General features: G+C 39.9%; 15 protein-coding genes and 3 tRNA genes. 8 read left to right on the forward strand and 10 right to left on the reverse strand.

All coding sequences use genetic code 11. From position 1 onward, the window contains the following. Positions 1–78: 78 nt before the first annotated feature. Both OCV82_RS02390 and OCV82_RS02395 read right to left on the reverse strand, forming a co-directional pair. Positions 79–1,152, reverse strand: a complete 1,074-nt coding sequence (locus OCV82_RS02390) for a PspC domain-containing protein (RefSeq protein WP_154042923.1) — start codon at positions 1,150–1,152, stop codon at positions 79–81. Further along, entirely contained in the window at positions 1,149–1,496 is a 348-nt protein-coding gene (locus OCV82_RS02395; RefSeq protein ID WP_204392081.1) for a PadR family transcriptional regulator, read from the reverse strand. The genes OCV82_RS02390 and OCV82_RS02395 overlap by 4 nt, the downstream gene beginning before the upstream one ends. 169 nt (positions 1,497–1,665) lie before the next feature. Here OCV82_RS02395 and OCV82_RS02400 point away from each other — a divergent pair, with 169 nt between their 5' ends. Beyond that, on the forward strand, positions 1,666–2,166 hold the full coding sequence (locus tag OCV82_RS02400) for a GNAT family N-acetyltransferase (protein ID WP_154042925.1): 501 nt from the start codon (positions 1,666–1,668) through the stop codon (positions 2,164–2,166). 70 nt (positions 2,167–2,236) lie between these two features. Here OCV82_RS02400 and OCV82_RS02405 read toward each other — a convergent pair whose 3' ends face one another. Then, positions 2,237–3,757, reverse strand: coding sequence for a DUF4301 family protein (locus OCV82_RS02405; RefSeq protein ID WP_154042926.1), 1,521 nt, complete (start codon positions 3,755–3,757; stop codon positions 2,237–2,239). A 129-nt stretch (positions 3,758–3,886) separates the two neighbouring features. Between OCV82_RS02405 and OCV82_RS02410 the strand changes: the two genes are divergently transcribed. Together OCV82_RS02410 and OCV82_RS02415 are read left to right on the forward strand one after the other, a co-directional pair. After that, the gene (locus tag OCV82_RS02410) at positions 3,887–6,103 is read left to right on the forward strand and encodes a RelA/SpoT family protein (RefSeq protein WP_154043078.1); all 2,217 of its coding nucleotides are present in this window, start codon (positions 3,887–3,889) and stop codon (positions 6,101–6,103) included. Between the two features lie 105 nt (positions 6,104–6,208). Beyond that, positions 6,209–6,610, forward strand: a complete 402-nt coding sequence (locus tag OCV82_RS02415) for a DUF1573 domain-containing protein (RefSeq protein WP_154042927.1) — start codon at positions 6,209–6,211, stop codon at positions 6,608–6,610. Positions 6,611–6,666: 56 nt separating this feature from the next. On the opposite strand, the gene OCV82_RS02420 is transcribed toward OCV82_RS02415, so the two are convergent. From OCV82_RS02420 to tilS, 6 genes are all read right to left on the reverse strand, one after another. Further along, entirely contained in the window at positions 6,667–7,767 is a 1,101-nt protein-coding gene (locus tag OCV82_RS02420; protein ID WP_154042928.1) for a TlpA disulfide reductase family protein, read from the reverse strand. A gap of 90 nt (positions 7,768–7,857) precedes the next feature. Next, positions 7,858–8,562 (reverse strand): AbgT family transporter, encoded by a 705-nt coding sequence (locus tag OCV82_RS02425; protein WP_154042929.1) that lies wholly within the window; start codon positions 8,560–8,562, stop codon positions 7,858–7,860. Next, a complete protein-coding gene (locus OCV82_RS02430; RefSeq protein ID WP_204392077.1) occupies positions 8,552–9,280 on the reverse strand; it encodes a DUF5932 domain-containing protein in 729 nt (242 codons plus the stop codon). The genes OCV82_RS02425 and OCV82_RS02430 overlap by 11 nt, the downstream gene beginning before the upstream one ends. Positions 9,281–9,287: 7 nt before the next feature. After that, positions 9,288–13,733, reverse strand: a complete 4,446-nt coding sequence (locus OCV82_RS02435) for a DUF5113 domain-containing protein (protein ID WP_154042931.1) — start codon at positions 13,731–13,733, stop codon at positions 9,288–9,290. A 185-nt stretch (positions 13,734–13,918) separates the two neighbouring features. Continuing rightward, positions 13,919–14,095 carry a histone H1 gene (locus tag OCV82_RS02440; protein ID WP_154042932.1) on the reverse strand — a complete coding sequence of 59 codons (177 nt, stop codon included), beginning with the start codon at positions 14,093–14,095 and terminating at the stop codon, positions 13,919–13,921. 205 nt (positions 14,096–14,300) lie between these two features. After that, positions 14,301–15,584 (reverse strand): tRNA lysidine(34) synthetase TilS, encoded by a 1,284-nt coding sequence (tilS, locus tag OCV82_RS02445; RefSeq protein WP_154042933.1) that lies wholly within the window; start codon positions 15,582–15,584, stop codon positions 14,301–14,303. Between the two features lie 181 nt (positions 15,585–15,765). On the opposite strand from tilS, the gene feoB reads away from it, so the two are divergent. The 5 genes from feoB (at position 15,766) to OCV82_RS02470 (ending at position 19,797) form a co-directional block, all read left to right on the forward strand. Then, positions 15,766–18,246, forward strand: a complete 2,481-nt coding sequence (gene feoB / locus OCV82_RS02450) for a ferrous iron transport protein B (RefSeq protein WP_154042934.1) — start codon at positions 15,766–15,768, stop codon at positions 18,244–18,246. A gap of 243 nt (positions 18,247–18,489) precedes the next feature. Next, a tRNA-Cys gene (locus OCV82_RS02455) sits at positions 18,490–18,561 on the forward strand. Between the two features lie 26 nt (positions 18,562–18,587). Continuing rightward, a tRNA-Cys gene (locus OCV82_RS02460) sits at positions 18,588–18,659 on the forward strand. A 14-nt stretch (positions 18,660–18,673) separates the two neighbouring features. Continuing rightward, positions 18,674–18,746, forward strand: a tRNA-Lys gene (locus OCV82_RS02465). Positions 18,747–18,843: 97 nt separating this feature from the next. Further along, positions 18,844–19,797, forward strand: a complete 954-nt coding sequence (locus OCV82_RS02470; RefSeq protein ID WP_154042936.1) for a tetratricopeptide repeat protein — start codon at positions 18,844–18,846, stop codon at positions 19,795–19,797. 78 nt (positions 19,798–19,875) lie between these two features. Here OCV82_RS02470 and OCV82_RS02475 read toward each other — a convergent pair whose 3' ends face one another. Continuing rightward, positions 19,876–21,045: a MalY/PatB family protein gene (locus tag OCV82_RS02475; protein WP_154042937.1), complete on the reverse strand. Its 1,170-nt coding sequence runs from the start codon at positions 21,043–21,045 to the stop codon at positions 19,876–19,878. Positions 21,046–21,363 lie beyond the last annotated feature (318 nt).

Raw genomic sequence — 21,363 nt, forward strand, 5'->3', positions numbered from 1 at the left:
AGTTTTTGTCTATATATCTGCAAAGATAACATTATGTCTGCAAAGATAACATTTTTCCGAAAATATTATACTTATGAATTACAATATTCTGTGGAACAGAAAATGAGTCGGGTGAATTATGAACGGCGCCTGTGAAACCAACACTATACTTACAGAAGCTGCAACTATCCACAACAAGATCATAACAACTTTCATGGAAGTGGACATAGGCTCTTTCTTACCTGTAATGTGAAGTATAAGATGGATAAGACCAACTACCGGTATTCCTATCAGCAACAATCCGCAAACAACCATTGTGACAGCAAGTCCCGCAGAAGTTCCAACCATATCCCAGTTGATGTAAGGCAATGCATCATAGAAGAATGCCGGAACACTGACCAACACTCCGGTAGCGGCCATCAGCAAAGCAAAAAGCACAATCAAGCCTACTATCACCACAGGAGCACAACATATGGCCAATATGACAAATGCCAGCTTTACAATGAAACCAAGTACCGAGAAAAATATATTTCCCAATTTCTCAACAAACGAACGCGGTTTGTCTGAATGGACATACTCGTTCATCTTTTCAAAACCGTCGGTCACAGTCTTCCCTATATTTTCCATATTAACAGGTTCACCTTTCATCTGAAGTTTCTCGGTTGCTGTACGTGCCATAGGTATTATAATCCAAGCTATGATATATGCCAATATAAACCCATGCAGGAATATGCCGCAAACCAGTACAGCGATACGTGTCCAAGCCACGTCCCATCCGAAATATGCGGCAAGTCCTGAAACCACACCACCAAGGACTTTATCATCAGGATTTCTGAAAAGACGACGTTTCACTGTGTCATCACCGTTTGTATTGTTACGATAATCCTGAGTATTTTCATTCGACTCATCATCTGTATTGATTTCCTCCGGTCGTCCCATGCGGGCTATCACTTCCTCCACATTCTCTATAGTGATGACCTGCTGACCATGAGAGATATATTCGGAAAACAATTCAGCTATACGGTTTTCCATGTCCCTTACTATTTCATCAGCATCGGTCTCACTACGGAAATGATATTTCAGATTATTCAGATAATTGTCCAATAATACATATGCATCTTCATCTATATGATAAACCGTGCCACCTAAATTAACTGTCAATGTCTTTTTCATTTTGATTCAATTGTTAAAAGTTCGTTCCTTAAATGATTTACCGTATTGGAGAGTTCATCCCACGCCGTTTCCAACTCAGATAATACCCCCTCTCCATCAGAGGTAAGTTTGTAGTATTTGCGTGGTGGTCCCTGAGTTGATTCAACCCACTCATACGAAAGGAGACCATCATTCTTCAGTCTGGTAAGTAAGGGATAAAGCGTACCCTCCACTACTATAAGCTTTGCATCTTTCAGTTTTTGGATTATATCCGATGCATAAGACGGTTCTCTGTGCAACAACAGGAGAATGCAGTACTCAAGCATACCCTTTCGCATCTGAGATTTTACATTATCTACATTCATGATTTTATTATTACTTTGTTTGTATGGCACAAATATATGTATAATTAGATTACCTTGCATTACAAAGTACTTGATATTTTACTATTTTTAATACAATTAACTAAAATCCGGCTACAATCAGCCCGATAAAAACGTATTTTTGCGAGAGTACAACTAAAAACAAGAATATATGACTGACATTAGAAAAGCTACTACAGAGGATATCAAGCTGATAAACGAGTTGGCATGGATAGCATTTCCCGCAACTTACAAGGATATCCTGACAAAAGAACAGATTGACTACATGATGGACTGGATGTATTCGCCTGAAAATCTTTTAAAACAGATGACGGAAGAAGGACATATCTACTATCTGGCATACTCGGACAACAGGCCTGCCGGATATGTGTCAATACAGAAGGAAGGCGAAGACCTGTTTCATCTGCAGAAAATCTATGTCTTGCCTGAATTTCAAAAAGAGCATATAGGAAAACAACTGTTCTGCAAAGCCAAGGAAGCAGTAAAAGAAATAAACAGGAAACCATGCAGAATGGAGCTGAACGTGAACCGCCACAATCCGGCTTTGGGATTTTATCTTCATATGGGAATGAAAAAAGTTTCGGAGGGTGATTTCGACATTGGAGGAGGTTACTATATGAATGATTATATAATGGCGATTGATGTGGAATAAAAAAATATGCATGCAGACAGTGGGAAATGCCACTCTGCATGCATATTTTATTTATTATAATTCCTCAAAATTACTGGTGCTGTTCTCTCAGCAAGTCATTTACAGTCTTAACCGGATTGAATGTGCTCAAAGGAACTTCAACGAAGATAGTGCTCCAGTCACTCATTGAGCCATTCCACAATCCCGGAAGTTCAAGTGCCTTAAGTTCCTTGCCGCCTTTTGATTTATATGAAATAAATCCTGTAGCCTTGTCAACATAATTCACAAGATTGAACTTGTTGCCCTTATAGTCGCGAACGGCACAAACCAGGTCAACCGGATTGAAGTGTGTACCCTTTTCGAACATTGCTTTCTTTTCAGGATCGTTCATGTCAATCTGTGAACTTTCCAAAATCTGCAATGAAACTGTTCCGTCAGGATTATAAGCCAAGAACGGACCACCACCAGGTTCGCCCACATTCTTAACCATACCGCAAACACGCATAGGACGGTTAAGTTTCTTACGCAGGTAAATTACCAGGTCGGCATCTTCCATATCCTTTATATCATCCTTGCGGCAATGGAGCTGCTGCTGAACGAAACGGATGATATTTTCCAATTCATCATGACGATAATGACCGCTGTCAAGCAGCTGAAGATATTCGAAAGCCTGTTTCTGAAGTGTTACAAGAACTCCGGCAAGCAACTTCTTATAAGTTACTGTATCACCCTTCAGTCTGTCAGGAACTACATTATCTATATTCTTGATAAATACTATATCTGCATCAAGGTCATTCAGGTTTTCTATCAATGCGCCGTGACCGCCCGGACGGAACAAAAGTTTGCCGTTGTCGCGGAATGGCTTGTTCTCCATATCTGCAGCAACTGTATCAGTGCTTGGTTTCTGTTCAGAGAAACTGATGTTGTATTTTACACCATATTTAGCAGCGTACTGAGCGACCTTTTCATCTACAAGTTTTGCAAACAGTTCACGATGTTCTGTAGATACAGTGAAATGTACATTCACTTCCCCACTCTTTCCGGCAGCATACAAAGCTCCTTCTACAAGATGCTCTTCGAGCGGAGTACGAACGCCGTCTTCATATTTATGGAATTTAAGCAGACCTTTTGGCAATGCTCCGTAGTTCAAGCCGGCAGATTCCAGAAGATTTGCAACAACAGCTTTATAGTTGCCTTCTGAAATCAAAGCTTCAATACCTTTACCGTTGTTCTTTACGCAAGCAGCATCAAGGTCGGCATAAAAAGCAAAATTCTTGATATTGTTAAAGAATTTCTTTTCGAAATCGGTTGTAGGAACATCATAATCTGCGCCAAGGAATTCGAACATATTCTTGAACATACGGCTGGCAGCACCAGACGCAGGTACAAACTTGACTATTTTCTTATCGCCTTCCTTATATGCGTCCCAAGCTGCAAGATATGTTTTCTGTGCTTCTTCACCCGCAAGCATTATACCGCGGTTTTCTACTGATGCAGCTGCAAATAATTTTAGAAAAGGGAAACCTTTTTCGAAACAAGCTAACTGTTCGGCAATCTGTTGTTCGGAAATGCCTTTCTTAGCCAATAAATCTTTGTCTTCTTGTGTTAACATATTGTATAAATTAAGTAATGAATTCGTTCAATAGTATAGAAATCTGCTCAAAATTATAAAAAAGGACGAAATATAACTAATATAATGAAGAAAAAAACTACCTTTACACACAAGAAAAAGGATAAAGTCATGGAAGAAACAGCTTTTTTTAACAGTAATGAAAAGGAATTACTCTTTACATTATATAAAAAACTACTAAGGCTATCAAAAGATACTCTACAAAAGGATGATTGCAGAAAGATAAAATCACATCTTATCAAGGTGATGAAGAACGGAGGTATTCCAAGAAATGCATTTGGAATGAATCCGATAATAAAAGACATGCAGACAGCCGTCATCGTAGCTGAAGAGATAGGTATGCGCCGTGCCTCCATACTGGGTATAATGCTTCACGAATCTGTGAAATACAATCTTTGCACTCTTGATGAAGTAAAAAACGAATACGGAGAAGACGTAGCAGGCATAATCAAAGGTCTTGTAAAAATAAATGAACTTTATGCCAAAAGTCCGACTATAGAATCGGAAAACTTCAGAAATCTTCTGCTCTCATTCGCAGAAGACATGAGGGTTATTCTTATAATCATTGCAGACAGGGTAAACCTGATGCGACAGATTAAGGATTCTGAAAACGATGAAGCCAGAATCATGGTTTCGAATGAAGCGGCATATCTGTATGCTCCTTTAGCACACAAGCTAGGATTGTACAAGTTAAAATCCGAGCTGGAGGACTTATCACTGAAATATACGCAGCATGACATATATTATCATATAAAAGAAAAGCTGAACGCCACAAAACAAGCGCGCGACAGATATATTGACGCCTTTATCGAGCCTATCAAGAAGAAGCTGGAGGATGCAGGACTGAAATTCCACATGAAAGGAAGAACAAAGTCCATACACTCGATATATCAGAAGATGAAAAAACAGGGTTGCCCTTTCGAAGGTGTTTACGACCTGTTTGCCATAAGAATAATCCTGGACTCTGAACTGGAAAAAGAAAAACAGGAATGCTGGCAGGCATATTCGATTGTTACCGACATGTATCTGCCTAACCCGAAACGTCTGCGCGACTGGCTGTCGGTGCCTAAAAGCAACGGATACGAATCGCTTCACATCACAGTGATGGGCCCTGAAGGCAAATGGGTGGAAGTACAGATACGTACTGAAAGGATGGATGAAATAGCCGAGAAAGGTCTGGCTGCACACTGGAGATACAAAGGCATTAAAGGTGAGACAGGGCTTGACGAATGGCTTAACTCCATACGCGAGACACTGGAAAATGCCGACAGCGATATCGAGGCCATGGATCAGTTCAAGCTCGACCTTTATAAGGATGAAGTGTTTGTTTTTACACCGAAAGGTGACCTCTACAAACTTCCTCAAGGAGCAACAGTCCTGGACTTTGCCTTTACCATTCACACGAACCTGGGAAGCAAGTGTATAGGTGCAAGGGTGAACGGAAAGAATGTCCAGCTGAAACAGATTCTGAATAGTGGAGACCAGGTGGAAATCATGACCTCCAACACTCAGGTGCCGAAGCAAGACTGGCTGAACTTTGTAACTACATCGAAAGCCAGGACAAAAATACGACAGGCACTAAAAGAAATAGCGGCACGACAAACACAGTTTGCCAAGGAAACGCTTGAACGCAAATTCAAAAACAAGAAAATTGAATATGACGAGTCCATACTGATGCGACTTATCAAAAAAATGGGCTTCAAGAGCGTAACCGATTTCTACAAGAGCATATCCGACGAGAGCAGCGATATAAATACGATTATCGACAAATACGTGGAGATGCAAAAGCGCGAGACGGAACAACGCGAAGAAGTGATATACAGAAGTGCCGAGACATATAATCTGCAACAGAACGCAGAAGCCAAAGACTACTTCAAAGACGACGTGCTGGTGATAGACCAGAACCTGAAAGGTATTGATTTTAATCTGGCAAAATGCTGTAATCCTATCTATGGAGACGATGTGTTCGGATTTGTCACTATCTCAGGAGGTATAAAGATACACCGCTGCGACTGTCCTAATGCTCCAGAAATGAAGGCCAGATTTCCGTACCGTATAGTACGCGCCAGATGGGCAGGCAAGAGTCAGGGCAAACAATATCCTATTACGCTGCGTATAGTAGGACATGACGACATAGGTATTGTTACAAACATCACGTCTATCATCAACAAGGAGAACGATATACTTTTAAGATCAATCAGTGTAGATTCGCACGACGGATTGTTCTCGGGAATGCTTACGGTAATGGTGGACGATACATCAAAACTGGAAGCACTGATAAAAAAACTAAGGACAGTAAAAGGTGTAAAACAGGTGAACCGAGGTTAAAATCAATCTGTTACAGCAATATTCTGTTAATTTTGGTGATTAAAAGCATTTATAAATTAGATTATAAACTAAATTCGCAACAAGAATTATAAAAGTAGAACAAGTATGAAGAAATTTATTCTTACCACAGTTATGTTCTTCATGGGCATAATCATGGTAATGGCTGCCGGTACAGCAGAAATAAAGTTTGAGACAACGACACACGATTTTGGCAGTTTCTCGGAAAACAGTCCTAAAGTGACATGTACTTTCAAATTCACTAATGTAGGCGACGGTCCTCTGGTCATTCATCAGGCTATAGCGACATGCGGATGCACGGTGCCACAGTATCCAAAGGAACCTATCAAACCGGGTGAAAGCGGTGAAATTACAGTGACTTACAACGGCGCGGGAAAATTTCCCGGCAGATTTCAGAAAACCATTACACTACGCACAAACGGAAAATCTGAAATCACACGTCTGATTATAAAAGGTGATATGATGCCTGCAGCAGCTGACACAAAATAGCATAAAAAAACGAAGAGACTGACAACAGCCTCTTCGTTTTTTTATATAAGAATGAATTATTTCAAAAGTTCACCGAGTTTTGCAGCAATATCTTCGCCACGTAAATCTCTTGCTATGATGTTTCCTTCCTGATCAACAAGAACTGTTGCCGGGATAGCACGTACGCCATACAATGCAGCACCTTCACACTGCCAAGCCTTAAGGTCTGACATCTGTGGCCATGTGATATTCAGATCCTTGATAGCTTGTTTCCATTTGTCGGCATCCTTATCGAGAGATACACCTACGATACCGAAACCTTTAGACTTGAACTCTTTATAAGCAGCAACAACGTTAGGCATTTCCTGACGGCAAGGTCCGCACCAGCTAGCCCAGAAGTCTATAAGTGTATATTTGTTCTTGCTCACAAAGTCAGAAAGTTTTACAGTCTCTCCTTCAGGAGTATTCATAGAGAAATCAATGTATTTCTTTCCTACTACTGTATTCATTGCATTGTCAACATATTCTTTCAAACGAGACATTGAAGAAGATGACAGGTAATTCTGAGGAAGTTTATCCAACAAAGCCTTTGCCTTTTCCACTTCGAAAGAGAAACCGTTAGACTGCAACATATAAGCACCTACAGCATTATTGATATTTGCTTCTGTCTGTGCATAAACATAATCCATGCATTCTTCGGATACCTTATCATACACCTTAATCAAAGAATCTCTCTGTACATCTGTAAGAGTAGTATCTGTACGGAAAGTAGTAGCAATAGTATTCATCTGGTTTTCAAAACCTGAATACTTTTCTATAAAGGCTGCAAAAGCATCATTGGACGGAGTTCCGGAAACTTTTGAATTGCCTTTAGCCATATCTACCTTGATTGCTCCATCTTCAATAAATACTGTTGCATTGATGTCCTGAGTTTCATCACCATATATTATAAACTTAGGTGCAAATACTGAATCAGGCATTCCCTTGAATTCAAACTTACCGTTCTTGACTATGGCAGAATCCAAAGTGAAGGCTTCTCTTCCATCATAATAACGCATGTAAACATAGTCACCATCCTTTGCACCGTCTATGGTACCATTGATAGTATAACCACCTTTCTCCTGGCAAGCAGCCAATGCCATTACACCAACTGCAGCAAATAGTAATCCTTTTTTCATTTTTATTTTTAATATAAAATTATTGCCTGCAAATTTATATCATTATAATTTAATAAAGAGAATTATCGTGACGTTTTAATTATATTTAATTCAACTTTTATAATAAAACTCCCAAAACAAGGGTATAAGACAACATATCCAATATGTAATATCAACCCAACATTCTGTCATACCAAAACATACAGGAAAGCCGCTGTATTCGAAAGCCACCATAAACTGTATGACAAAAAACAGTGAGACCAAATATGACGGGAAACGAGAAAACATATACGACATACCTTTCACTACATCTGTATCGCTACGGTAATGATCGGCAGAATAGCCATATACCATAGATGTTACTCCTATACCTATAGCCAATATACACAGAGCGCCATCGTGTAACGGCGAATCAACATACCTTCCGGTGACGCCACGTACAATATTCCATGGTCCCCATGCCAACAAGGCATAAACCATGAAATAGGCAACCGCTATCATAACAGCTGCAACCAGAGACTTTTTCTCTTTACCGGACATTTTACGTTCACGACGTACCATACGCCATATCAAGCCGCCCAATCCCGAATGCAGGAACAACCCCACAGACATGAAAAAGAGTAATACTATATATAGCGCAGGCGATGACATCAGTTTTTCTTCTGTGTATCTGAGGAACCATCTCAACGCTTCAGTACTTATGATATTCCTTATGCCATCCCAGGCATAGACACTGCCTATCCATGAAAGTACTGCAACAAACCACCAAAGCAGAAAAAATACTGTAGCCGGATGTATTATGTTTTTATTCTTCATCTGGTTCAAGATTGTCAATATCAAGAATTCTCAGTTCGAATGCACGGGTTACCAGCCTGCATGCATTCACACCTACACGTTCATCCGAACGGAATAGTCTGTTTATCAGGTCATTCTGTCGTTTTTCTATAGACTTGACTCCAAATGGCATAGCTTTCAGGTTTGTTATCATTTCTTTTGTATAGCCAAGGGCAAGATGACGGAGCAGTCTTTCATCGTATTCATCAATATCATAATCGATTATTGCTTCCTGACGTTTCTGCTCAACAGCAACACTTTGTTTGAACCGTGAAACTATTTTCTCAAGAATTGGATAGTTGAACACAAGCTTCTTGCCTTCCATAACCGCCTGCACATCTACAGCTGTCAACAATTCTCCTGTCTTTAATATTATGCCATCGGCTCCTGCATTAAGCGCATCCACCCAAAGCTTTTCATTCAGTACCTCACCTGTAAATATCAATACTTTTATTTCAGGTTTCTGCTTATGCAGGCGTGAACATATTTCGACGCCGATAGTGGTAGAACCTCCCAGTCCCAAATCAAGCAACACAAGGTCTGGCGTTTTGGTTTCAAGCAAAGTCCAGAATTCGGCTTCTGTCATTGCTGTTCCTATCACTTCAGCATTAGGTATCTCATGACGGAAAATCTCTTCCGTACCTTTAAGTTCCAACTTTACATCCTCTACTATTATTACTTTAAATTTTTCCATCTTTATATGTATCTTAGTTTTTAATTTCTCTATTTACACTTTTCAAAGGCAAAGTGAACCAAACGCAGAAACCTTTTCCTCCGTCAGCTACCTTTGCATTAATCCGGCATCCTCTTCTTCCACCGAACTCGTCATGATCTCTTATAATCTGCTTGCATATCAGATATTCCGTTCCGTACAATACGTCTCCATTATCGGACAGACCAACTTTTGCATTATCAGGATAAAACAGCATGTTCAGTTCTTCCTGCGTGAAGTTACGCCTGTCGTCAACAAAATCGAATCTTGCAAATCCTTCGTCAACACTAACGGTAAGCGTAAGATTTCCTTCTGCGTTATACCTTAAAGCTTCGTCTATCAGATTTTCCAAAAGGAAACGAAACAGTATTTCATCTCCGGTCACAAAGCATTTATGACGCAATTCTATGTTAAACACAGGATAAGTTTTCAGACGTTTTACCGATTTGAGATAATACTTGCGAATATCTTCCATAACTGCCGGAACATCTATTGCAGTGCGCCTGAAAGTTACGCCATCAAGCATTCTTGAAGCGCATGAGGACAACAGGACGAATATATCTTTATAATAATTCACCAGTTCGTCCATATCTTCCAGATCTTTCAATACTGTATCGTCTGACGCACAGCAATCTTCCGCATATCTGATCTTTTCGACTATTTTCTTTAGTCTTCCCGGATAGTAAATGGTTTCGTGCTTGATTGTAGAAAGACAATTATCAAGTACAAGATTCTGTACATGCAACATGTTTTCTTCGTGTTGCGCCCTTAAAGTTTCATCTTTAGCAAGTTCGATATCCTGGAAATGTTTCTCTACCTGCACTATGGTATGATATAAAGCGACTCCCAGATATTCGCTCACAAGCTCAAGCAGCAAACGGTCTTCGGCCCTGACAGACCTGTCACTACTCATAAGTCCCATGACACCTATACACTTGATACCTCCGGAAACATCAACCCGAAGAGGCATAAAAATCCAGTTATTCCCGTCATAATCAATTATGCATCTGCCAGAATACGATTTATTCAGCTTTTCAAGTATAATCTCATCATCGCAATCCTTATACCACGAGCAGTTCAATTTCTTTTCCGAATCATCATATACACCAATTACAAGATTATCTATTGTAACAAGCTCATTTATATCGCGGAATATAACACTGACAGCATTGGAACATATTTCTGAAGGCGACTGCGAATGATTGTCGGACGCAAGTGACGAGAAAACAGAGCTGTTGATCGTAAGCACCTGTTCCATGTTATATCTGTAATGAAGCATGCGCCGTAAATAAATCACATAATATGCAACAACTCCCGCTATTATCAGCACAACAAAAAGCATTATAGCCACAATCTTGTTATTGGCCGATCTTTGCATTTTCTGACAATATTGTTCCAGCGATTTATCCTCACTTATCTGCTTGTACAAAGTAGTGTAAGCTTTATTATTGTAATAATATTTTGAGAACTCCTTAATGGCAAGACATGCCACGGCCACTTCATTGCGCACATCAAGTATGATATAGTAGTCCGTATCGAATTTTTCTCTCAACCACACCAGTTCCGGAATATCATCTTTATTTCCGGTATCAAGAAGAGGAGACTTCTTTCCTGAATATTTAATATAGTGCATATTCAGATAATGAAAAGCACTGTCAGCAAAATTCAAGGCTCTATTATATTGGGCTTTCACATTACTTTCATACACCATATTGGCATACGTATTTGCGATAGAAAGAAGGCTGTCGTAACCGGAAACTACATAGCCGTTTTCTGTAAACGGGATTGAATCCGAGCCACCCCAAGCATGGCATGGGGAATATCCAAAAGTTATCAATAGAATTAATACAGCAATAACCTTTCTTACCCCTTTAGGCAGGCGGAAATAAAAACGACTTCCCTTTCCCGGCTCACTGTCGATACCAAACATACATACACTGAACAGCGGACTTGTCTTACGATACTTGTCAATTATACCCTTACAGTTCATCAATCCAAAACCATGTCCTTTCTGACGGACAAGCTCATCTGTATCCAAAGCCGTATCCACACCTATCTTCAAGGAATCATATACCTTCTCGTTCAAGATACGCTCTACATCTGAGGACGAAAGACCGGGACCATTGTCCGAAACGGATACCTCCACATAATCATCACTCTCGCGGGCGGACAGAACTATCCTGCCTCCCGAAGACGTGTACTTACGGGCATTATCTGTCAATGTATTTATCATAAACATTGTCAAAGCCTTATCAGCTTTCACCACACTATGACACTCCTCTACATCAAGATGCTGTTTCTTCATCTCAAACGTATGTCTGCCCTTGGCTATGACTGAGAAAAGTTCGTCAAGTTCAAAGTTTTCTATATTCAGGCTTATGTCACCACGTTTCATCTTTATCCAAACAGCCAGTATCTCATTATAATCATTGATTTTGGACAAGAGTTCGTTGATATAATCCAACTTGGAATTTCGAATGTCGGCAACCTTTGCGTAAGACGCCTTTCTTAGTTTATCGACTTCGTTTATCACTCTGTCAATATACGGGATAATGCCTGTAACTATTGCCACACATGCCTTCTTCACCTCATTCTGGCGTTTGTTCTTGGCAATATGTTTTCTGTGTATATACTCTTCCTGTTCCAGCCTCAACCTTTCATCGGTAAGCATCATCAAATTCAATCCGTTCTCAAGCGTCCATGCCATATATGGGGTAACGAGTTTCATTATAGAAATCTCATCATGCTTCAACTTTCCTTTTTTCTTGAGCCACAAGCGTCCTACCGGTTCTTCTTTTCCAGGAGCCACAAGATCGAGTACCGGTATTCCAGCCTGACCGACCCATTCAGGTCTGTCATCATTATTCTCTCCGGAGCTCAATTCAATCCATAAATCATCTGATACAGTTATACTTAACACATCTATTCTGACTGCACGCTCTACCATATCAACCACTTCGTTAACTCCGGAAGCATCCTCAGGAACGGAGGCGGTTATGTTCCGACAGACTTCAAGCACTTTGCCCAGCTTGTCCATATAAAGGTTATTCCTGATTCTCCAGAACCTATTAAGGACAACCAATGCTACAGCAAGAACGAAAAAGCCAAGCATCACCATTATCAAAAGTATGTTCAGCAAATATGATTCCCTGTCAAGAGATGCATACCTGCTTTCCAGCTCCTTGTCCTGACGGGTGTAATCAAGAATATCAAGATAGATATTTCTGTTATAATCCGACTGGATTTTCATCCCCATAGCTGAATAGGTACGGCTCAACTGCTCCCTAAGACGGGCTATCCATTCAGGAACAGTCTTTATACCATCTTTGTTTATCCACTTCAACTCTAATGAATAGGGATATTCAGGATTGTATGTCATCAGGCGGTCTGTAGTATCACTACATGCATAGAACTTTTCATGATGCATATTCACATACTGCAAAGCCATATCAAGCAACGGCAAGGCCTTCTCTGGCATACCTATATAATTATAATATGTGGCCATAGTCCTGTACGAGCCTGAAATCTGATACCAGTCGCCGTAATCGCGAAACAAACCGAGCGCCCTTTGTGCCAAATTCAAAGGCAGACTGTCCAATGGGCAATCATACTCGTTTACCGCCTCCAGCCATCCTTTTCTTTTAGATGAAATCAAATCCCTGTTTGATCTGAAATTCAGAATCTCGGCCATAGCCTGCAAAGCATTCGCCTCGAAATACACATAACCTCTTTCAACAGATATCCTAAAGCAGTCCATCAGATATCCAAACTCTCCTATCACAACATCATCCGCAGTTGGAGCAGAATACATTCCTCCCGACCCTCTCATATACATATAATTGAGAAACTGAGCGGTATCTGACTCTATCTTATTGATATCAATGGCATCAATCTCAGCCATTGATTCTTTTTCCTGCTGCAAATAATAAAAATATACTCCTGAAGTTATATGATACTCGGACAGTGCATAGTTAAATCTAGCCGAAAGGATAGAGTCTGTCTCGACCACCCTATCCTGTTTTATTCTCTTAATACGTCTTTGGGCACGATTTCTGTAATCATAAAACTCTTTATTGGATGATGTACGCTGACAAATCTTCATCATTCCGACATCGGCCACAAGACACTCAACCTCATTGTCGGAAAGCTCTATAACTTTTGAGAACAAAGACATGGATTTCTCGAAGTCCATCGCCATGTACGCACAGAAACCCATATTGTTAAGCACCTGAGGGAATTCAGAATAATCAGGTGATGCCAAAAGATATGCCTGATTGGCAACCTCTGTCGCCCTGGACAAATCTTTATAGCGTAATCTGTAAGAAAGGCTATTCAATGAGTCAATCTCCGATACGACTTCGTCAGGTATTTCATATTTATTACATGAAATACAAGCTACAAATAATGACAATACAATAAACAAATCGAAGATTTTTCTCATCCTGACCTCCTAATATTAAACAATAACAACCGAATTATCGGATTTCACCGGAAGTACTCACCTCCGCAGTACCACACTTCCAAGGGGAACAACAGTTTGTTGACAATACATTCAAACAAAAAGGTTGTATCACTCCCACTTAACCGAAGTAATACAACCCCCTAAATAAAGCGTTGTCCCAAACATTATTTCTTAGATTCTTCCAAAGAAGCTTTTCTAAATTCTTTCAACACTTTTTCCAAATCCAAAGAAGCCTTACGTGCACGTGTACCGGCAGCTTTGTTACCTTTTTCAGCTTGCTGAGTAGCATCAGCAACAAGAGCAGCGCTCAATTCCTGAATTTTTTCAATTAATTCGTTCATAAATTATAATTTATTAAATTTTTAAATACCAAAACCGTTTATTATAAACCGCTTAGTATCTTCAAAGTAAATATAAAAACTTGGATTTACATCATAGCAGATGTGATATTTTACATCATTTAACCAAAAAATGCGCAATCTTATATCTTATTATCTATTTGTCTGATTTCTTTTTACAAAACGGAAAAATTATATGTTACCATCATCATTTGGATGACAATACCTCTATCTCAACGACATTTACTGTCTTACTGTCAATACGGAAACGGTTGTCTGTCCTTTCATTGACCAACCATACTATTTCCTCACCTGAAGTAACGACCATAACATTCTCTTTCTCAAACAATGACAGCTTCCTGTCGCGTAAATAATCACGTACTTTCTTAAAGCCTTTCATGCCGAAAGGAACAAACTTATCGCCTGATTTCCATTTACGTAATTTCAACTCACCACAAAGTTTATCAGCATCAATATATGCTATGTTATTGCATTTGGTAACTTCAAAACCTGACTCCACTGAAAACATTCGCACATTAAGTCTGTAATCTTCTTCACCGGCATTCCTCTCTCTCAATAAAAGCTGTTCCCTATCTCTAAGCAAAACCCAATCATTGGAAAAGAACATTTTGCCGGAAGTCGATTTAAGGCTTCTCATTACATCCTTTATCTGCGATGAATTAAATCCCAACGGGGACAACCATTCATACAATACTGCCTGTGGAGATACTTCACACAAAAGTTTTTCTATTGACATGCCATCAGGAGAAACCATTACACGCTCGATTGAAGAATTAATAGCCTGTCTGTATATGGCTGCTACATCCGCCAACCGTTGTGCAGTCTCGCATACCGACTCGCAAAACGAAGGATTTATCTGTTTAAAAAGAGGTATAATGTCAAGTCTTATTTTATTACGTGTGTATATATCTTCCAGATTTGTGCTGTCTGTAACATAATCCTGTCCGATTTGTCTCAGATATTCAAGAATATCATCTCTTCCAGCTTCAAGTAACGGCCGTACTATAAATCCGTTCTTAGGCATTATTCCTTTCAAACCGTTTATCCCTGTACCACGTGAAAGGTTCAACAAGAAAGTTTCAACACTGTCATCCCTATGATGAGCAACAGCTATGCACGAAGCTCCGTACTTCTTGCGTATTTCATCAAACCATCCGTAACGGAGTTCACGGGCTGCCATTTCTATAGACAAGGAGTTTTCACGGGCATAATCCGATGTCTGAAAATGAACAACCTCGAGAGGAACAGAAAGTCCCGCACAAAGTTTTCTTACAAAATCTTCGTCTCTGTCCGATTCGGCAGCACGCAAATGGAAATTACAATGTGCCGCCACACAGTCATATCCCAACGACAGCAATATACGCAATAATGCTACAGAATCGGCTCCCCCACTCAAGGCAACCACAAGTTTGTCTGTTTTGCCAAACAGCACTTTTTCACTTATATATTTTTCTATCTTACTTTCTAACATATTGCAAAAATAACGTTTTTATATATACAATAATAATGATAGAGACAATTTTATGACAATACGAAACAACATGACACATCCGACCGGAAACGAAAGCATCAATTTTATTATTTAAAAACAATCTAAATAACTTGCATAAAAAATTACTATCATCTATCTTTGCCAAAAATTAGCAATAAAAATGAAATTATCTGAACTCAAAACAGGAGAAAAAGGAGTAATAGTAAAGGTATTAGGCCACGGGGGTTTCAGAAGAAGAATCATCGAAATGGGATTCATCAAAGGAAAAACCGTTGAAGTGATACTTAACGCTCCACTCAAAGACCCTATCAAATACAAGATTATGGGATATGAAATATCATTACGCAGACAGGAAGCGGAAATGATAGAAATAATCAGTGAGGAAGAAGCAAGAAAAACAGGCAGAGACACATCTTTGTACGATCCCATTTCGGAAAACATCCCGGTTACGGAAGAACAAATGAAAATCCTTGCACAAGGGAAAAGACGTACTATAAACGTTGCCTTAGTAGGCAATCCCAACTGCGGAAAGACTTCCCTATTTAACATAGCATCAGGTTCGCACGAGCATGTAGGCAACTATAGTGGTGTGACAGTTGACGCCAAAGAAGGCTTTTTCGATTTTCAGGGATATCATTTCAGGCTTATCGATTTGCCTGGAACTTACTCATTATCAGCTTATAGCCCTGAAGAACTGTACGTCAGGAAACATATCATAGAAGAAACGCCTGACGTAATAATCAATGTGGTTGACGCCGGAAATATAGAACGGAACCTGTACCTCACCACACAGCTTATCGACATGAATGTGAGAATGGTTATCGCTCTTAACATGTACGACGCCCTGCAAAACAGCGGAAACAAACTTGACATTAAGAAACTAAGCCAATTATTGGGAGTTCCTGCCGTTCCGACTATAAGCCGTACAGGAGAAGGCATAGACGAGCTGTTTCACGTAATAATAGGACTGTACGAAGGTGCCGACTTCATGGGGCAGAAGGAAGAAATACAGAATGAGGCTCTTCAGGAATACCGTAAATGGCATGATGCATACGTGCCCGACCATAAATACGGAAGTCACAAGGAAGAGGAAAACGACTTTACTCCCAAAAACTTCATACGTCATATCCACATTAACCACGGTCCGGAACTGGAAAGAAGCATTGAGGCTATAAAGAAGGAAATAGGAAAGATTGAAAATATAAGACATAAATATTCCACACGTTTCCTGGCTATAAAAATGCTGGAAAACGACAAGGATATAGAACGTCGTATTATTTCCGACATGCCTAATGCCGACACAATAATAGAAATCAGGAATAAAGAAGCCGAAAGGCTTAAAGCCGTGCTTAACGAAGACAGCGAACAGGCTATAACCGACGCCAAATATGGTTTCATTTCAGGAGCCCTGAAAGAGACATATACGGACAATAATCAGAACACGGAAATGTTCACACGTATAGTGGACAGCATAGTAACCCACAGAATCTGGGGATTTCCTATATTTTTCATATTCCTATACATAATGTTCGAGGGCACTTTCGTAATCGGCGACTATCCTATGCAAGCCATAGAATGGCTGGTAGGCGTAATAGCACAGACTACAGAATCGCTCATGCCCGAAGGTCCTTTAAAAGATCTGATAATAGACGGTATTATAGGAGGTGTGGGAGGAGTTATTGTATTCCTGCCTAACATACTTATACTATATACCTTCATTTCGATTATGGAAGACTCAGGATATATGGCACGTGCAGCATTCATAATGGACAAGATAATGCACAAGATGGGGCTTCACGGTAAATCATTTATACCTCTCATAATGGGATTCGGCTGTAATGTACCTGCAATCATGGGTTCACGCATCATAGAAAGCCGCAAGTCAAGACTTGTGACAATGCTTATAACGCCTTTGATGTCGTGCAGTGCCCGTCTGCCTATTTACCTAATTCTGATAGGGGCATTTTTCCCAAGCCATGCCAGTCTTGTTTTACTTGGCATTTACAGTATAGGTATCATTCTTGCAATCATTATGGCAAGGGTTTTCAGCAAGTTCATAGTGAAAGACGATGACACTCCATTTGTTATGGAACTTCCTCCTTACAGAATGCCTACCGCAAAATCAGTATTAAGACATACGTGGGAGAAAGGTGTTCAATATCTGAGGAAAATGGGTGGCATAATAATGGTTGCTTCCATCATAATATGGTTCCTGGGATATTACCCTAACCATGACCAATATTCATCACAGGCAGAACAGCAGGAAAATTCATACATCGGCCAGATAGGAAAAGCCATAGAACCTGCAATAGAGCCTTTGGGATTTGACTGGAAGATGGGAATCGGTATCCTGTCCGGAGTAGGCGCAAAGGAACTTGTTGTAAGTACACTTGGAGTTTTATATGCAGATGATGAAGAAGTAGATAGTGTAAGCCTTGCCGAACGTCTCAATATCACGCCCCTTGTAGCCTTCGGATATATGCTGTTTACATTGATTTACTTTCCGTGTGTTGCCACAATTGTTGCAATAAAACAAGAATCGGGCAGTTGGAAATGGGCAATATTTGCAGCCACATATACCACAGTCCTGGCATGGATAGTATCATTCCTTGTGTATCAAATCGGAAAATTGTTTATGTAAATGGATATTCAAACTGTAATAATAAGTATAATAATAATCCTGTGCGTAGTCTTTGTAGGACTACGCATTTACAGGTTATTGTCCGGTAAAGGTAAGTCGGCATGCGACTCATGCACAGGTTGTGCGCTAAAAAATACGTGCCAAAAGAAATAAAAAGAACTTTTTTTCGCCAAAGTATTGCATATTTAAAAAAAAGCAGTACCTTTGCATCGCATTTGAGAAAAACGACATCAAATGACTTCCGGTTCCTTGGATGAGTGGCTTAGTCAGCGGTCTGCAAAACCGTGTACGGCGGTTCGAATCCGCCAGGAACCTCTTCTTACTGAAAAATTAATTGCTACGGTTCCTTGGATGAGTGGCTTAGTCAGCGGTCTGCAAAACCGTGTACGGCGGTTCGAATCCGCCAGGAACCTCAACAACAGGCAATGCACTCTTAGCTCAGTTGGTAGAGCAACTGACTCTTAATCAGTGGGTCCAGGGTTCGAATCCCTGAGGGTGTACAAAAGAGAGGATGTCAATCAAGACATTCTCTTTTTTTGTTTTTATATATCATTGAATTTTGTAATTTTGCGGCACTAACAAATAAATGTATTAATTATGGGTCTATTATCATCCCTGTTCGGAGGAAACAAGAAAGATGAAAGCAGCGAACAGGAGAAACAGGAAAAGAAAAACTTTGAAATTCTAAAATATGATGGTATCAGAGCGCGCAACATCCGACAGTTGCCATATGCCATCAAATGCTTTGAAGAAGCTACTGCAATAAAAGAAGATGTAGAGACAATGGAACTTCTGGCCGCATCATATCTTCAGACAGGAAAAACCGACGATGCGAGAACAGTATATAACCGACTGGCAGAAATTGTTCCAGAAAACACCAAAGTACTTCTTTCACTTGCAGGAGTATGTTTCATACAAGAAGATTATCCGGCCATGAAAGAAGCGTGCGAAAAAGCAATATCTCTTGACGATAAGAACAAAGCTGCATTCTATCTGGCTGCAAAGGCTGAAAAGGGAGAGAAAAACTACATTCAGGCAATAGTAATGCTGACAAAGGCAATAGCTATTGATGAGGATTTTAAGGATGCATATCAGCTGAGAGCAGAAGTTTTATGGGAAATGAGACAAGCCAAAGAAGCTATAGAGGATCTCGATTCTATTCTTTCAAAAGAAAGCGACGACGAAGATGCTTTGGTTCTGAAAGGTGAAATCTGTGCCGCTACAGGCAATTTCGAAGAAGGTATTTCATATTTGAACAAGGTTCTCTCAATGAATCCTTTCAACGAGAAGGCTTATATAATGAAAGGAACAGCACTACTTGGCAATAAGGAATTCGATCAGGCCATAGCCGTTTACGACGAGGCAATTGAATTATCTCCTGAAAACGCAAAGCTATATCAGAAAAGAGGCAGGGCAAAATTGCTTAAAGGCGACAAGGACGGTTCTGTTGAAGATCTGAAAAAAGCAATTGAACTGAATCCGGAAAGCGAGAACCTGATAAATGGGAATTACAACAATTTTTCTCAGGAAAATAAAGTAGGAATTTATTAATAGAAAACAGCAAAAAAACCGGAAATGAAAGCGATACCAGCATTACATTTCCGTTTTTTTATTACTCTGAAAAACAGATTACAGTGTATTATATGCTTCAGCAAGCTGTTTCATGGCACGTTCAAGGACAGAACGCTGCGTACCGATGTTCATCCTCATAAATCCTGCACCTTCACGACCAAACATCTCACCGTCATTCAATGCAAGACCGGCTTTATCGGCAAAGAATGAATTAAGTTCATCATGGTTCAACCCGAGTTCACGACAGTCAAGCCATATCAGGTATGAAGCCATAGGACGGATAGCTTTTATTTTCGGAGCATTCTCTTTCAGGAAAGAATCGACATAATCTATATTCCCCTGAATATAATCCAGACACTGGTCGAGCCACTCAGTTCCGTTAGAATAGGCAGCCTCAACAGCCGGAAAGGCAAACACATGTCCCGCATTCAACTCACCGGCTTCAAGATAAGCCTCAAATTTTCCACGCAAGGCATCATTATATATTATTGTATGCGATGCTGCGACACCGGGCATATTGAATGTCTTACTTGGAGCCATAAAGGTTACCGAATTCTTTTTCGCCTTCTCAGACACCATCGCAAAAGGCAGATGCTTATGCGGAGGAAGTGTCAAGTCGGCATGTATCTCGTCAGAGAATACCAGGATATTATCTTCAGCACATATTTCGGCAAGTTCCTCAAGCTCTTCTCTTTTCCATACTACCCCACCCGGATTATGAGGATTACAGAGGATAAGTACACGTACACCTTTCTTTATGCTTCTCAGGAGTTCAAGATTCATTCTGTACTCACCATTCTCGAATATCATAGGGCACTCCACCAACTGCCTGTTGTTTCTCGTTGTCAGCCATGCGAAAGGATGATAAACCGGCGGCATGATGACAACCTTATCGCCCGGAGCAGTGAAACAATTCAACGCCATTCCCAAACCGGCAACTATCCCCGGAACGTAGTTGATATGTTTTTTCTCAACCTCCATTCCGTAACGGGCCTTCACCCAGTTTATTATTGAATTGTAATAGCCATCGTGTTTTACCGTATATCCGAATACAGGATGTTCACAACGTTTCTTCACCGCATCGACCACAAAATCCGGTGTAGCGAAATCCATATCTGCCACCCACATCGGGATAAGATCGTCTCTACCCCATATATCTTTCATTTCGTCAACCTTGACAGAATTTGTATTTCTTCTGTCAATCAATTCATCAAAATTATACTTCATAATGATTATTCTATGTATTATAAATATTAAACCTGCATTACAAAATAAGGTAATAATGCTCGAAAATTAAAAATTTTGAAGAAAATTTTCATCATATTCTTGTTTTTTCAAGAAAAGTATTACATTTGCATCAGAAACGATAACAAAAAGTATAATATGAAAACATTTGCAACATACTTCTTCTTTTTCTTTTATTACTTTTACTTTAGCAATAAAGTGAAGCGGGAAGTCGTATGTGTAAGATACGTAAGATAATCAATACAAAATAAAATAACGAAATCCCGCTTCTGTATGAGGCGGGATTTTTTTTAATGGTAT

Origin of the sequence: Bacteroides cellulolyticus (assembly GCF_025567135.1) — a bacterium.
Taxonomy (GTDB): Bacteria; Bacteroidota; Bacteroidia; order Bacteroidales; family Bacteroidaceae; genus Phocaeicola; species Phocaeicola cellulolyticus.